12 protein-coding genes are annotated in these 13351 nt (G+C 75.1%); 5 read left to right on the top strand and 7 right to left on the bottom strand.

Going from position 1 to position 13351, the window contains the following annotated elements:
- Nucleotides 1-4: 4 nt before the first annotated feature.
- The 4 genes from ACFFXY_RS23550 (at nucleotide 5) to uppS (ending at nucleotide 4602) form a co-directional block, all read left to right on the top strand.
- Nucleotides 5-1936, top strand: coding sequence for a fumarate reductase/succinate dehydrogenase flavoprotein subunit (locus ACFFXY_RS23550; RefSeq protein WP_382356724.1), 1932 nt, complete (start codon nucleotides 5-7; stop codon nucleotides 1934-1936).
- Nucleotides 1933-2679 (top strand): succinate dehydrogenase/fumarate reductase iron-sulfur subunit, encoded by a 747-nt coding sequence (locus ACFFXY_RS23545; protein WP_382356416.1) that lies wholly within the window; start codon nucleotides 1933-1935, stop codon nucleotides 2677-2679. The genes ACFFXY_RS23550 and ACFFXY_RS23545 overlap by 4 nt, the downstream gene beginning before the upstream one ends.
- Before the next feature lie 372 nt (nucleotides 2680-3051).
- A complete protein-coding gene (locus ACFFXY_RS23540) occupies nucleotides 3052-3801 on the top strand; it encodes a MerR family transcriptional regulator (protein WP_382356414.1) in 750 nt (249 codons plus the stop codon).
- Nucleotides 3802-3822: 21 nt separating this feature from the next.
- Complete coding sequence (gene uppS / locus ACFFXY_RS23535; RefSeq protein ID WP_382356412.1) at nucleotides 3823-4602, top strand: polyprenyl diphosphate synthase; 780 nt, start codon at nucleotides 3823-3825, stop codon at nucleotides 4600-4602.
- Here the strand turns inward: uppS and ACFFXY_RS23530 are convergent.
- A complete protein-coding gene (locus ACFFXY_RS23530; RefSeq protein ID WP_382356410.1) occupies nucleotides 4599-4976 on the bottom strand; it encodes a cupin domain-containing protein in 378 nt (125 codons plus the stop codon). The two genes, uppS and ACFFXY_RS23530, sit on opposite strands and share 4 nt — an antisense overlap.
- A gap of 59 nt (nucleotides 4977-5035) precedes the next feature.
- On the opposite strand from ACFFXY_RS23530, the gene ACFFXY_RS23525 reads away from it, so the two are divergent.
- On the top strand, nucleotides 5036-5506 hold the full coding sequence (locus ACFFXY_RS23525) for a MarR family winged helix-turn-helix transcriptional regulator (RefSeq protein WP_382356722.1): 471 nt from the start codon (nucleotides 5036-5038) through the stop codon (nucleotides 5504-5506).
- Here the strand turns inward: ACFFXY_RS23525 and ACFFXY_RS23520 are convergent.
- The 6 genes from ACFFXY_RS23520 to ACFFXY_RS23495 form a co-directional block, all read right to left on the bottom strand.
- Nucleotides 5503-6285, bottom strand: coding sequence for a PhzF family phenazine biosynthesis protein (locus ACFFXY_RS23520; RefSeq protein ID WP_382356408.1), 783 nt, complete (start codon nucleotides 6283-6285; stop codon nucleotides 5503-5505). The genes ACFFXY_RS23525 and ACFFXY_RS23520 overlap by 4 nt on opposite strands.
- Complete coding sequence (locus ACFFXY_RS23515; RefSeq protein WP_382356406.1) at nucleotides 6282-7436, bottom strand: hypothetical protein; 1155 nt, start codon at nucleotides 7434-7436, stop codon at nucleotides 6282-6284. Before ACFFXY_RS23515 ends, ACFFXY_RS23520 begins: the two co-directional genes overlap by 4 nt.
- Before the next feature lie 110 nt (nucleotides 7437-7546).
- Entirely contained in the window at nucleotides 7547-8683 is a 1137-nt protein-coding gene (locus ACFFXY_RS23510) for a type III PLP-dependent enzyme domain-containing protein (protein WP_382356404.1), read from the bottom strand.
- On the bottom strand, nucleotides 8680-10191 hold the full coding sequence (locus ACFFXY_RS23505) for an IucA/IucC family protein (RefSeq protein ID WP_382356402.1): 1512 nt from the start codon (nucleotides 10189-10191) through the stop codon (nucleotides 8680-8682). The genes ACFFXY_RS23510 and ACFFXY_RS23505 overlap by 4 nt, the downstream gene beginning before the upstream one ends.
- The gene (locus ACFFXY_RS23500) at nucleotides 10188-11546 is read right to left on the bottom strand and encodes an IucA/IucC family protein (RefSeq protein ID WP_382356400.1); all 1359 of its coding nucleotides are present in this window, start codon (nucleotides 11544-11546) and stop codon (nucleotides 10188-10190) included. The genes ACFFXY_RS23505 and ACFFXY_RS23500 overlap by 4 nt, the downstream gene beginning before the upstream one ends.
- Nucleotides 11547-11625: 79 nt before the next feature.
- Nucleotides 11626-12888, bottom strand: a complete 1263-nt coding sequence (locus ACFFXY_RS23495; protein WP_382356398.1) for a J domain-containing protein — start codon at nucleotides 12886-12888, stop codon at nucleotides 11626-11628.
- Nucleotides 12889-13351: the final 463 nt, after the last annotated feature.

The raw sequence follows: 13351 nt of genomic DNA, 5'->3' as shown, positions 1-13351 counted from the left end.
GAGCATCGACTACTACCGCGAGGGCGAGCCCGTCGCGGACACGAAGGCCCCCGCCGGGCCCATCAGCGAGCGCTGGGAGAAGCGGCGCTTCTCCGGGCGGCTGGTCAACCCCGCGAACCGGCGCAAGCTGCGCGTCATCGTCGTGGGCACCGGCCTGGCCGGGGCCTCGGCGGCGGCGACGCTCGGCGAGCTGGGGTACCGGGTCGCGAACTACTGCTTCCAGGACTCGGCGCGGCGGGCCCACTCGATCGCCGCGCAGGGCGGCATCAACGCCGCGAAGAACTACCGCAACGATGGCGACAGCGTGCACCGGCTGTTCTACGACACCGTCAAGGGCGGGGACTTCCGCTCCCGCGAGTCGAACGTGCACCGCCTCGCCGAGGTCTCCACCGAGATCATCGACCAGTGCGTCGCCCAGGGCGTTCCGTTCGCCCGCGAGTACGGCGGCCTGCTCGACAACCGGTCGTTCGGCGGCGCGCAGGTCTCGCGCACGTTCTACGCGCGCGGCCAGACCGGCCAGCAGCTCCTCCTCGGCGCCTACCAGGCGCTCCAGCGGCAGGTCGCGGCCGGGACGGTGGACCTGCACACCCGCCACGAGATGCTCGAACTGGTCGTCGTCGAGGGCAAGGCCCGCGGCATCGTCGTGCGCGACCTGGTCACCGGCGAGATCTCCACCGAGCTGGCCGACGCGGTCGTCCTCGCCTCCGGCGGGTACGGGAACGTGTTCTTCCTGTCCACGAACGCGAAGGGCTGCAACGTCACCGCGTCGTGGCGGGCCCACCGCAAGGGCGCGTACTTCGCGAACCCCTGCTACACGCAGATCCACCCCACGTGCATCCCGCAGTCCGGGGACCACCAGTCGAAGCTCACGCTCATGTCCGAGTCGCTGCGCAACGACGGGCGCGTGTGGGTACCCAAGTCCAAGCACGACGAGCGCCACCCCGCGGACATCCCCGAGGACGAGCGCGACTACTACCTGGAGCGGCGCTACCCCGCGTTCGGGAACCTCGTGCCCCGCGACATCGCCTCCCGCGCCGCGAAAGTCGTGTGCGACGAGGGGCACGGCGTCGGGCCCGGCGGGCTCGGCGTCTACCTCGACTTCGCCGACGCCATCAAGCGGCTCGGCAAGCAGGCCGTGGAGGCGAAGTACGGGAACCTGTTCGACATGTACGAGCGGATCACCGGCGAGAACCCGTACGAGCGGCCCATGCGCATCTACCCGGCCGTGCACTACACGATGGGCGGCCTGTGGGTCGACTACGACCTCTCGTCGAACATCCCGGGCCTGTTCGTGACCGGCGAGGCGAACTTCTCCGACCACGGCGCCAACCGCCTGGGCGCCTCCGCGCTCATGCAGGGCCTGTCGGACGGGTACTTCGTCCTGCCGAACACGATCTCCGACTACCTCGCCGACGGGCCCTTCGAGGCTGTCGACGAGACCCACGAGGACGTGGTGGCCGCCCGCCGGGAAGTGGACGAGCGCATCGCGTTCTTCCTGGGCAACGACGGGGACCGCACGGTCGACTCCTTCCACCGCGAGCTCGGCAAGATCATGTGGGAGTACTGCGGGATGGAGCGCACCGACGAGGGCCTGCGCAAGGCCATCGGCCTCATCCGCGACCTCAAGGCCGAGTTCTACAAGCGCGTCAAGGTCACCGGCAAGGCCGAGGAGCTCAACCAGCAGCTGGAGAAGGCCGGGCGGGTCGCCGACTTCTTCGAGCTCGGCGAGCTGATGTGCATCGACGCCCTGCACCGCACCGAGTCGTGCGGCGGGCACTTCCGCGCCGAGTCCCAGACCGACGAGGGCGAGGCCAAACGCGACGACGAGCACTTCTCGTACGTCGCGGCCTGGGAGTACGGGGAGGACGAGCCGGTCCTCCACAAGGAGTCCCTCGTGTTCGAGTACGTCAAGCCCACCCAACGGAGCTACAAGTGAAACTCAAGCTGCGAATCTGGCGTCAGGCCGACGCCGACGCCAAGGGCGGGATGGTCGCCTACGAACTCGACGAGGTCTCCGAGGACGCCTCCTTCCTGGAGATGCTCGACGTCCTCAACGAGCGCCTCATCTCCGAGGGCGAGGACCCCGTCGCGTTCGACCACGACTGCCGCGAAGGCATCTGTGGGGCCTGCTCGCTGGTCATCGACGGGCAGCCGCACGGCCCGCAGGCCGCGACCACGACCTGCCAGCTCCACATGCGGAAGTTCCGCGACGGCGACTCGATCGACGTCGAGCCCTGGAGGGCCGGGGCGTTCCCGGTCATCAAGGACCTCGTCGTCGACCGGTCCGCGTTCGACCGGATCATCCAGGCGGGCGGGTACATCTCCGCGCCCACCGGCACCGCGCCCGACGCGCACGCCGTCCCCATCCCCAAGCAGGACGCCGACGCCGCGTTCTCCGCGGCCGCGTGCATCGGCTGCGGGGCGTGCGTCGCCGCCTGCCCCAACGGGTCCGGGATGCTGTTCATGGCCGCCAAGGTCGCCCACCTCGGCCTGACCCCGCAAGGGCAGCCCGAGCGCGCCACCCGCGTCCTCGGCATGGTCGCCGCCCACGACGAGGCCGGCTTCGGCGGGTGCACCAACACCGGCGAGTGCTCCGCCGCGTGCCCCAAGGAGATCGGCCTCGACGTCATCGGCCGCCTCAACCGCGACTTCCGCAAGGCCGCCATCCGCGCCGCCTGACGCAGAAGGTGCAAGGGCCCCAGCCAGAGGCTGGGGCCCTTCCCCGTGAATCCCCGCGGTGGCGGGGCAAACGGTTCGATGTCGATCGAGTCGCCGTCTTTGCACGGCTCATATCCGCGTGAGCGGGTTGGAAAGCGGCCCCCAGCGATGCTGGGGGCCGCTCGTTCTCTTCTCCTGCCCCGCGTGAGCGGGGAGACCCCAGGGGGAAATCCGCCCCACGTGAGTGGGTCAATGCCGCCCCATGTAAACAACGAACCACCGCCGCCATCGACGCGCCGCCCGGCGGTGACCCGCGTCTCTCTTTCCTTGCGGGTGACGCCGCGTCAGCCGATACCGTCGAACCCGCACCCGACGGAAAGGCAGGAACCCCGCATGGACGAGTGGACCACCGCGCAGGTCGCCCGCCTCGCCGGCACCACCGCGCGCACCCTGCGCCACTACGACGCCATCGGCCTCCTCGCCCCCGCCGGCACCGGCCCCGGCGGCCAGCGCCGCTACCGGCGCGCCGAACTCCTGCGCCTCCAGCAGATCCTCCTGCTCAAACGCCTGGGCCTGGGCCTGGGCGACATCAGCGCCGTCCTGGCCGGGGACCTGGACGAGACCGAGGCCCTGCGCCGCCACGCCACACAGCTCGCCGCCGAGGCCGCGCGCCTCGCCCGCCTCGCCGGCACCGTCGAGGCGACCATCCGCCAACTCGAAGGAGGCCGCCCCATGGCGCCCGACACCTGGTTCACCGGACTCGACGCCCCCGACACCCGCGCCCAGGCCCGCGAAGCGTGGGCGCAGCAGGTCGTCGAACGCGCCTTCACCGCCCTCTCGCGCCTCACCCCCGAGCAGCGGCGCGCCGTCCCCGCCGAGATGGACCGCATCAACACCGCTCTGGCCGCCCTCCGGGGCGAGGGCCTGGGTCCCGCGGACGCGGCCGTGCAGGACGTCGTCGCCGACCACTACCGCCTCGTGGAGGCCCACTGGGACTCCCGGCCCGCCCCCGAGGCCTACCGGCGCCTCGCCGCCCTCTACACCGGCGACCCCCGCTTCCGCGACCCCTGCGAGCAGGTCGCCGAAGGCCACGCCGCGTTCCTGGCCGCGGCCATGACCCGCTACGCCGACACCCGGCTGTGAGGTGCCGGTAGGCTCGCTCTCATGCGCGTTCCCCAAGGGCTGTACCGGATGTACGCACGCCGGCTGCGGCGGCGCCTGGACCCGGCCCTGCTGCCGCGGCATGTGGCCGTGGCGATGGACGGGAACCGGCGGTGGGCCCGGTCGCAGGGGTTCGCCGACGCCGGGGTGGGGCACCGGTACGGGGCCGAGCACCTCGACGACCTCCTGGCCTGGTGCCACCAGCTCGGCATCGGCCACGTCACCGTGTACGTCGCCTCGGCCGACAACCTCGCCAAGCGCGATTCGGGCGAGGTCGCGCACCTGATGGCGATGGTCGAGCAGATCGTCGCCGAGCGGCTCACCGCGCCCGCGAACCCGTGGCGCCTGCACCTGGCCGGCAGGTTGGACACCGTCCCGGACTCGACCGCGCGCGCCCTCAAGGGCGCGGCGGAGGCCACCGCGCACCGCGAGGGCGCGCACCTGACGGTCGCCATCGGGTACGACGGGCAGACCGAGATCGTCGACGCCGTCCGCTCGCTCCTGGAGGCCGAGGCCGCCCGCGGCGGGGGGCTCCGGGACCTGGCCGCGCGGGTCACCGAGGACGACATCGACGCGCACCGGTACACCGCGGACCTGCCGGGCGCGGACCTGATCATCCGGACCTCGGGGGAGCGGCGGCTCTCCAGCTTCCTGCTGTGGCAGTCGGCGGGCGCGGAGCTGTCGTTCTGCGACGTGTACTGGCCGGGGTTCCGGCACGTGGACTTCCTGCGGGCCTTGCGCGACTTCGCCGCCCGGCGCAGGGACCGCCTCGCCGGGGCCTAAGCGGCCCAGGCGATGTCGATCTTCTCGTCGGGGGAGGCGGGCATGGACGCGCGCATCCCGGCCGGGCCGGTGACGATCGCGGTGAACCCCTCGGGGCCGGGCGTGAAGCGGCGGGCGGCCCCGGCGGGGACCACGAGCGTGTCGCCCGCCGCGGCCTGGGTGCGTTCGCCGTCCACTTCGACCTCGGCGGTCCCGGTCGTGAACGCCCACACCTGGTCGGCGTCGATCAGGTGCAGGGGCCCGGCGGCGCCGGGGGCGGCCTCGACGCGCCACAGCGGATGCGGGGCGCCCCCGAGGGTCGGGGACGCGAGGGTGGTCATGACCGCCGCGGGGGTGGCGGTGCGGCGGGTCTGTGCACTGCGGACGATGCGCATGGGGGCGTCTCCTAGAATGGACAACATGGTTGCCCATATAGTAAACCTGGTTGTCGATCATGGTTGAGCCGCCCCCGGGACACGAGCTCCCGCTGCGCCTGTTCGCCGCGTTCCGCGCCGCCGTCGACGCCGTCCACGCCGACCTCGCCGCCGCCGGACACCCCGACCTGCGGCCCATGCACGGGTTCGTGTTCCAGGCCATCGGCACCCGCGGGACCACCGCCGTCGAACTCGGCGCCCGCCTGGGCGTCACCAAGCAGGCCGCCGGGAAGACCATCGCCGCCCTCGAACAGCAAGGCTATGTCGAGCGCGCCCCCGACCCCGCCGACGCCCGCCGCAAGGCCGTGCGCCTGACCGCCCGGGGCCTGGACGTCCTCGACCGGTCCGCGCGCACGTTCGACCGCGTCCGCGCCGAATGGGCCGACCGGATCGGCCCCGAGCGCCTCGACGGCATCGAGGCGGGCCTGGCGGCCCTCGCCCCCGGCGAGCCGTTCCGCCTCGACGCCCCCGGCTGGTTCAACGGGTCCTAGACCACCCGCGGCGGCCCCACCCGGCCCGACAGGCGCACCCCGCCGCCGGGGAACGCCTCCGCGCGGATGCGCGAAGGCGACCCCAGCGAGTCGCCCATCGACACCACCAGCCGCAGCGGCGCCTCACCGACGAGCGAGGCCGCCAGGGCCGCCGCGCTGTTCGCGTTCGCCGCGTCCTCGGCCACCCCGATCGAGGGCGCGAACATCCGCGCCGCGAACCACCGCTCCCGCACCTCGGCGTACACGAAGCAGCCCAAGAGGCCCGCGGCGTCGCACGCGTCCTTGAGCGAGGCGAAGTCCGGCGCCAGGCCCGCGAGATCACCCGCGCGGACCGGCACCAGGAGCCGCTCCCGCACCGTCCCCGCCGCGACCACCGGGCCCGCTGCCGCGACGCCCAGCGCCGCCAGGACCGCGCCCGCCTCCACCGCCCGGTGCCTGGCGGTCCCCGCGTCGAACCACGGGCCCTCCGCGCCGACCCCGCCCGCGAACACCCGCCCGCCCGCGCGCAGCCGCCACTCCTCCCGCCCCTCCAGGCCCTCCAGGACCGCCAGCGCCGCCAGGGTCCCGTGCCCGCACGCGGGCAGCTCCCCGGCCGCGGTGAAGAACCGCAGCCCCACCACCGCCGGGTCGGTGCGGTCGAGGAACACCGCGTGCGAAGTCCCCGCCGCCACCGGGACGCGCGCAAGGTCCCCGGCGAAGCCCTCGCCGTCCACGACCGCCGTCGGCGAGCCGGTCCCGGGCGCGCCCCGCCAGCACGCGTCGACCACCAGGACCTTCACCGGTCGGGGTGGGCGGCGATGAACCGCTGGGCCGCGCGCATGAGCGGCTCGTGCTCGGGGGCGGCGTGGCGGGTGTGGAGGCGGTCGCACAGGCCCGCGAGCGCCAGCGCGAGGTCGGCCATGAGCGGGCCCCGCTTGCCGTCCTCGACCAGGACCATGAGCATCGCCACCCACACCGGGCCGTGGTCGCGGAAGTTCAGGTGGAGGTTCCGCTCGCCGTGCCGGTCGGCCGCGGCGAGCAGGTAGTGGACCTCGGTGGCGATGCGCCACGCCAGGCCCGGGCTCGTGCGCGCGAGCGCCTCCACGGCCGGTTCGGCCGCGTGCAGGGCGACCGCGGCCAGGCCCAGGTCGCAGCGGGCCGTGACCGTCGGCGGCGCCTCGCGCCCGGCCGGGTCGGGGCACAGGCGCCGGATCAGCGCCGGGTCGGCGAACGCGCCCTGGCCCGCGGCCGTCTCCAGGGCCGTCCGCAGCGTCACGAGGTTCGGGGCCGTCACCGGCTCGGCGTCGGGGAAGTACTTGCCCAGCAGCTCCTTCGCGCCCCGCGCGTGCGCGCCGCGGCCCGAGGCGGCGTGGAGGGCCGCGGCCAGGCGGAGGCTGTCGCGCAGCAGCGCGTCCTGGCGGCCCGCCGCCAGCAGCATCCGCGCCGCCTGGTCCGCCGCGCCGACGGTGAGGTCGGGGTCGGCGGCGCGGCCGAACACGCGCGCCGCGCGCGCCAGGGCCGAGGCGAGGTCGGCGAACCCGGGCGCGGCCGGGTCGCTGGGGTCGGTGTCGTCCAGGGCGTTCAGCGCGGCGTCGGCCTGCACGGCGGCGGTCAGCAGGCGCCCGGCGCGCACGGCCGACTCGGCGAAGTCCAGGCGCTGGCGGGCCCGCGCGGCGCCGACCGCGCTCAGCGGCTCGGTGGCCTGCGCGCGTTCGCGCTCGGCGGCGAACGCGGCCGGGTACTCGCCCAGGGCCGCATGGGAGGACGCGGTGGACGCGAGCAGGTCGGCGAAGTCCTCACGGGACGCCCGGTCGCCCGGATGGCCCGCGAGGCGGTCGCGGTACTCGGCCGCGGCCGCCGCGAACGCGGGCAGGGCTCTGCGGTGCTCGCCCGAGGCGGCGAGGCGCGCCGCGTCGCGATGGGTCCGCCGGGCAAAACGCCGATTCGGCATACGGACTCCTCAATGGGGGGATCGAGGCGGTAGCGCACCTGGTCGGGACGGACCGGGCACGCCAGGGTCCTTCATGGTAGACGCACGGCGAACGTTTGCGGATCGGCCGATCAGTCGATGACAACCATGTCAGGGCCCGGGTGCCCCAGGAACCGGTCGTGGGAGATCTCCCAGCCGTACGCGCCCGCGTCCGCGAACACCAGCCGGTCCCCGGCCCCGATCGACGCGACCCGCTGGCCTGCGTTGAGGACGTCGCGGGGCGTGCACAGCTCACCGCACACCCTGACCTCCGCATCGGTCAGCACCGCGCCCTCCCGCGGGCCCGGCACGACCGCGAACGGGTGCGCGTACCCCCACGCCGCGGGCAGCCGGAAATGGTGCGTGCCCCCGCGCACGAGCGCGAACGCCCGCCCCGCGACGGTCTTGACGTCCACGACCTCCGCGACGTACCACCCGGCGCCGGCCGCCAGGTACCGGCCCGGCTCCACCACCAGGTCGACCCCCGCGTCCAGGAGCGCCCGCGGACGGTCGCCCAGCGCGGCCGCGAGGGCGCCGAGGTCGATCACGTCCCCGCGCGGGTCGGCCCCCAGGCCCCCGCCGACGTTCACGTACCGCAGACCGAACCGGCCCGCCGCCGCCCTTTGGGCCCAGTCGAGCGCGTCGTGGACGTGCGCTGCGTACGCGGCCGCGTCGAGGCAGTTCGAGACCGCGTGCAGATGGAACCCGGCCACGTCCAGACCCAGCGCGACACCGCGGTCGGCGGCCGCGAGCGCGGCCTCCTCGTCCATGCCGAACGGCGTGGGCGCCCCGGTCATCTGGTGCGAGCCGGGCAGGGCCCTCCCCCGGTTGACCCGCACCGCCACCGGCCCCGCGAACCCGGCGGCCGCGAGCGCCTCCAGCTCCCGGACGCTCTCGGCGTGCATCGTCAACGGCGCCCCGCCCGCGGCGGCGGCCGCGATGTCGGCCGGGGTCTTCGCGGGGCCCGAGAACGCCAGGCGCCGCGCCCCGGCGGCCCGCGCGGCCGCGAGCTCCCCGCCGGAGGCGCACTCGACGCCGTCCGCGCCGTCCACGGCCGCGGCCAGGACCGCGGGGTTCGCGCACGCCTTCATCGCGTACAGGACCGTCCACTGCGGCAGTGCCGCGCGCACCGCTCCCAGGCGCGCGGTCAGTGCGGCGGGGTCGTAGACCCAGGCGCTGGCGGGCGAGGCGAGGGCCTCGACGGCGGCGCGGACCTTCGCGGGGATCATCGGCGCGCCAACGGGTTGTCCACGAGCGCTTCGACCTCGGTGCCCGGGTGCAGGCGCATCGACAGCAGCGCTTTGGTCGGCAGATGCGGCGCGAGGTAGCAGTCGCGGTCGGCCGCGGGCAGGTCGAGGGCGGCGATGCGGTCGGCCAGGTCGGCCCAGAACGCGCCAGCGTCCAGGCCGCAGTCGCGCGCCAGCGCGGCCACGAGGGCGGCGAGGTGGTTCTGGAACAGCGTGTACGCGACCTTCGCGCGCACCTGGTCCATCGAGGCGGCGTTCACCGGGCTCCCCTCCGGGAGGGTCACGTCGAAGGGGACGGTCGGCAGGTGGAGCCTCGCCCCGCCGAGGTCGCGGGAGACGGCCGCGACCGGGACGGGCCCGTCCATGGCGACCAGGCTGTTCTGGAGGTGCGCTTCGAGGCCGATGCCCATGGCGGCCTTGGCGAGCACCGGCGGCACGAACAGGTCCGCGTAGGCGCGCAGCCACGCGGCCGGGTCGCCGTGCCAGTGGGCGTACTCGGCGGCCATGCTCACGCCCGTGACCGGCGAAATCGCGGCGAGTGCGGTCGCGGGCACGCACACCGTCCCGGCCGGGGCCGCCGTCGACAGGGGCGCGCGGGCGATCGCGGTGAGGTCGCGGCGGCCCGGCAGCCACGCCCCGGCGAGGTCGGGAACGAGCCGGTGCGTCCCGCCCGCGTCCAGTGCGGTCAGGTGCGCTGAGAGGACGGGGGCCAGGAGCGCGGTCGCGGGGGAGATGTCGCGGCGCGTGGAGGTGATGTGGATGCCGACGGCGAGCTTGAGGAACCCGGGGGCGCGGTGCCCGGCGAGGGTGCGGATGGCGGCGGTCGGCCACGCGGGGAGCGTCTGGTCGAGTACGCGGAGGCGTCCGGTGGCGAACAGGTCGGCGTAGCGGGGGAGCACGCGGTGTTCGAGCTGCCAGGGGTGGACGGGGACGACCGGGTCGCTCAGGTCGAGCCCGGCGAGCATCGGGTGGGTGCGGAAGTCGGCCCCGGACCGTTCCAGGACCCCGGCGCGGTCGGCGACGAGGCGGACGCGGATCGGGCGGGGCGTCTCCAGGTCGTACCGTTCAAGGTCGTCCCGGTTCCAGCCCAGGCGGGTCCGGGCGCACGGGTGGAGCTGGTGCCCGTCGGTCGCGAGGGTCTCCAGGAGCCGCGCGGCGGTGTCGGGGCCGTGGCCGCACGCGGCGACCAGGTGCGCGAGGCTCGGCGCGCCGACCCGCGCGGCGAGAGCCGCGACATGCCTGCGCTTGGCGGCGGCGCGGGTCTTCGCCAGGGCCCGGCCGCGCTTGGCGGACTCCAGTTCCGCGGCCAGGTGCGCGGGGACGGGGGCGTGGAGGATCGCCTCCAGGGTCTTCACGGGGTCGCCGTCGTCGCCGCCGTCGGGGTAGTCGAGCTGGTTGAACGGGCCCTCAGGGACGGGCGCGGCTCCGGTGCGGTGGCCGTTGAGGTCTTCGCGCCAGGCCGCGGCGAGGATCTGGTCGGTCAGGTTCACGCCGCCGCCAGCGGGTTGTCGACGCGGGCCCAGATGTCGTCGGTCGGGTTGTCGGCCAGGCGCATCGCCGTGGTGGCCTTGAGGGGCCAGGGGTCGCGCAGGACCGCGTCGGCGATCCACGCCTCCAGGCCCAGGCCCCGCACCTGGGCCGCGACGGCGGACCACCACTGGCCGGGGTCGGTGCCGGACCAGTCGGCGAACGCCTCCACGATCGACGTCAGCGTCGTGGGGAACATGGCGGCCAGGAGTTTCACCAGGCGCGCTTGGGGATCGGGCTCGGGCAGGTCGCCGACGACGCCGGGCCAGTCGGCGGGCGGGACGCGCACCCCGCCGAAGTCCCGGTACACCAGCGCGGCCGGCCGGTCGCCGGTGAAGGACGCGAGGGTGTTCTGCCCGTGCGCTTCGAGCGCGACGCCGGTGTCGGCGAACAGCCGCAGCGGCGCCAGCGCCACCGCGACGAACGCCTCCCACCACGCCTTTGGGTCGTCGCCGGTGAACGCCACGGCGATCGGCCGCCCGTCCGAGGGGCACGTCTCGGCGAGCGCGGCGAGCGGGACGGCGCGCGGGTGGCCGATGACGTGCGGGGCGGGCCGGACGACGGCGGCCAGCCACGGGCGGGGCTCGCCGTCGGGCCCGACGGTGGCCGCGGCGCGTTCGGGGAGGATCGCGATGCCGTGCGCGGCGGCCGGGGCCGTGAGGCGGCGGCTGAGGAGCGGGCCGTTGTGGACGGCCGCGGGCGAGACGTGGCGGACCGCCGACGTCAACTGGAGGTCCACTGCGGTCTTGATCTGGAGTTCGCCGGTCGCGATCGTGCGCAGGCTCATCAGGGGCGCGGCGTCGGTGAAGACCCGGGCCGGGCCGGTCAGTCCGTGGCGGGCGGCCTGCCACGGGTGGACCGGGAGCTGCCCCCTCGGGCCGCACAGCGACAGCCACTGCGGCGGTTCGCTCAGGTCGTCGCGGGCGTACAGGCCAAGGTCGATGCGGGCCCGGTGCTCGGGGGCGTAGGCGCGGATCTCGTCGTCGGTGAGCTCGCCGCGCGAGCGGGCGAGGGGGTGGACGGGGTGGCCCAGGAGCACGGCCTGCTCGAACCAGACCGAGGGGTCGGGGTGCTCGGCCGCGGCGGCGGCCCACAGGTCCGTCGGGTGCGCCCGCGCGGCCCCCAAGGCGAGGGCGGTGCCGCGGACGGCCGCGGCGACTTCGGCGGCGAACCGGTCCGCGTGCGCCGATCCGGCGCTCACCGAGGCGGCGATCTGGGCCGCGCTGGAGCCGGTCGCGGGGCCGGGCAGGGGTTCGCGGCCTGCGGCGGCGCGGAGGCGGTCGGCGACGATCCGGTCGGCGCGGGCGGTGGCGTCCATTGCCTGAACCCTACTGTCCGCACCCGCCCGTGTGGAGGGTGCGATTGCTCACGGAGCGCGCATAAGCGCAGCGTAAGAGTCAGGTGCGGACGGCGGGGGCGCGGTCGCCGGTGCGCGGGCCCGGGACGGCGGCGAGGCGCAGCCGCAGGGCCTGGAGGACCGGCAGGTCGTAGACCGGGCCCGCGGCGGCGAGCCACAGTCCGATGTCGGCGGCGGCCTGGCCGACCGCGACGTCGTGGACGGCCGCGTCCTCTCCGGCGCGGGCGGCCTCGGGGAGCGTGGGCCACAGGACCCAGCCCTGGACGTGCGCGTCGGGCAGGGCCGCGGTGAGGACCTTGACGGCCTCGGGGAGGTTCACCGAGTCCACGTCGGAGCTGTCGCGCCCGACCGGGGCGCACAGCAGCGCGATCCGGTCGCCGCACACGATCGCGTGCGGCACGCGCGTGTCCGGCTCGGCCGGGAGGGCCACGAACAGGCGCGCGGCGGGCAGGTTCGTGAGGACTTCGCGCAGGAGCTTGCCCGTGGGCCGGTCGGCCTTCGGGCGGGTCCCGACGGGCCCGAACGCGTTGAACTGGCGCAGTGCGGCGCCGACCTGGCGGCGCAGGGCCACGGTGAAGCGGACGCGCTTGACCGTCCACGCCAGCGCCGACCCCGCGAGGACGTACACGCCGAGGGCCCAGCCCCAGGGGGTGGAGGGCCCGGCGAGGGCGATGACCATGGCGGCGAACAGGGTCGCGAAGATCAATCGCCCGGTCGGCACCGGCGGGGCCGTGTCGGGGCGGCGGCGCAGGGCCCGGCTGGTCTGGACGACGACGATCATCGCGATCGCGATCGTCACCGGGATGGCCAGGAGCAGGAAGATCCACGAGTCGGAGGCGAACGCCTGGCCCAGGAAGCCCAGGCCCATGAACGTCCACACGCCGGCGACGGCGATGCTCAGGGCGGCGGCGATCCACGCGGAGGGCCGGTAGACGGGCCGGGCCAGGCGCAGGCGGGCGTGCCAGGGGACGGCGACGAGGGCTCCTTCGGCGGGGAAGGCGTGCTGGACCGGTTCGGGCGGGGGCGCGACGTTCCAGCCGCGGACCTTGCGGTGGGAGGGCTTGGCGGCGGCGCGGCCGTAGCGGCGGGCGGCGCGGCGCCCGAAGCGCAGCAGGTCGTACTCGCGGCGCAGCCCGGCGTGCGAGAGGGTCTCCCAGGCGCCTTGGACGAGGTGGAACTCGGCCTCGTCGCCGCCGCGGTCGGGATGGGTCTCGCGCAGGCGGCGGCGGTAGGCGGCCTGGATCTCGTTGCGTGGTGCCTGCGGGCTCACCCCGAGGACGCGGTAGTGGTCTGGTTCGTTCACCACGGCTCCCGGTCGGTCGTACGGGGACGGGCCTGTGCCCGGAGAGGGGGATCGGGCGTCGGACTCGACGGTAATGGAGCCCCCAATCTACCGCCGGTTCGCCCCTTTCGGTGTCGGCAGGTCCCGAAATTTCACCCGGTCGCACCCGGACGGGTTACCCCGCGGCCCGCGACCGCGCCACAGTGGAGGGCCGCAGCGGCGCCCGCGGGGGTCGTTGCACCGCACGGGCCTGCGGTTTTCCCCGAACCTGCGCGAACGTAAGGCCCGGGGGCGGGTCGGCGGACGGGGCGTCCGTTTCATTGTGTTCCTCCCGACTCGCGCCGGGTGTGGCGACTTCGGACAGTGCACAGGGACGCCATTCACCTTTGTCGATCCGCACCGGCGGGCTGCGGGTGCGGACGGCGGCGGCCCCGCACCGATGGTGCGGGGCCGTGCGCGGTCGGTCGGCGGCTGCCGGGCCCGC

Origin of the sequence: Glycomyces mayteni (assembly GCF_042428885.1) — a bacterium.
GTDB lineage: Bacteria > Actinomycetota > Actinomycetes > Mycobacteriales > Micromonosporaceae > Glycomyces > Glycomyces mayteni.
Note: the sequence above shows the minus strand (reverse complement) of the source record. Positions and strands in the feature narration are given on the sequence as shown.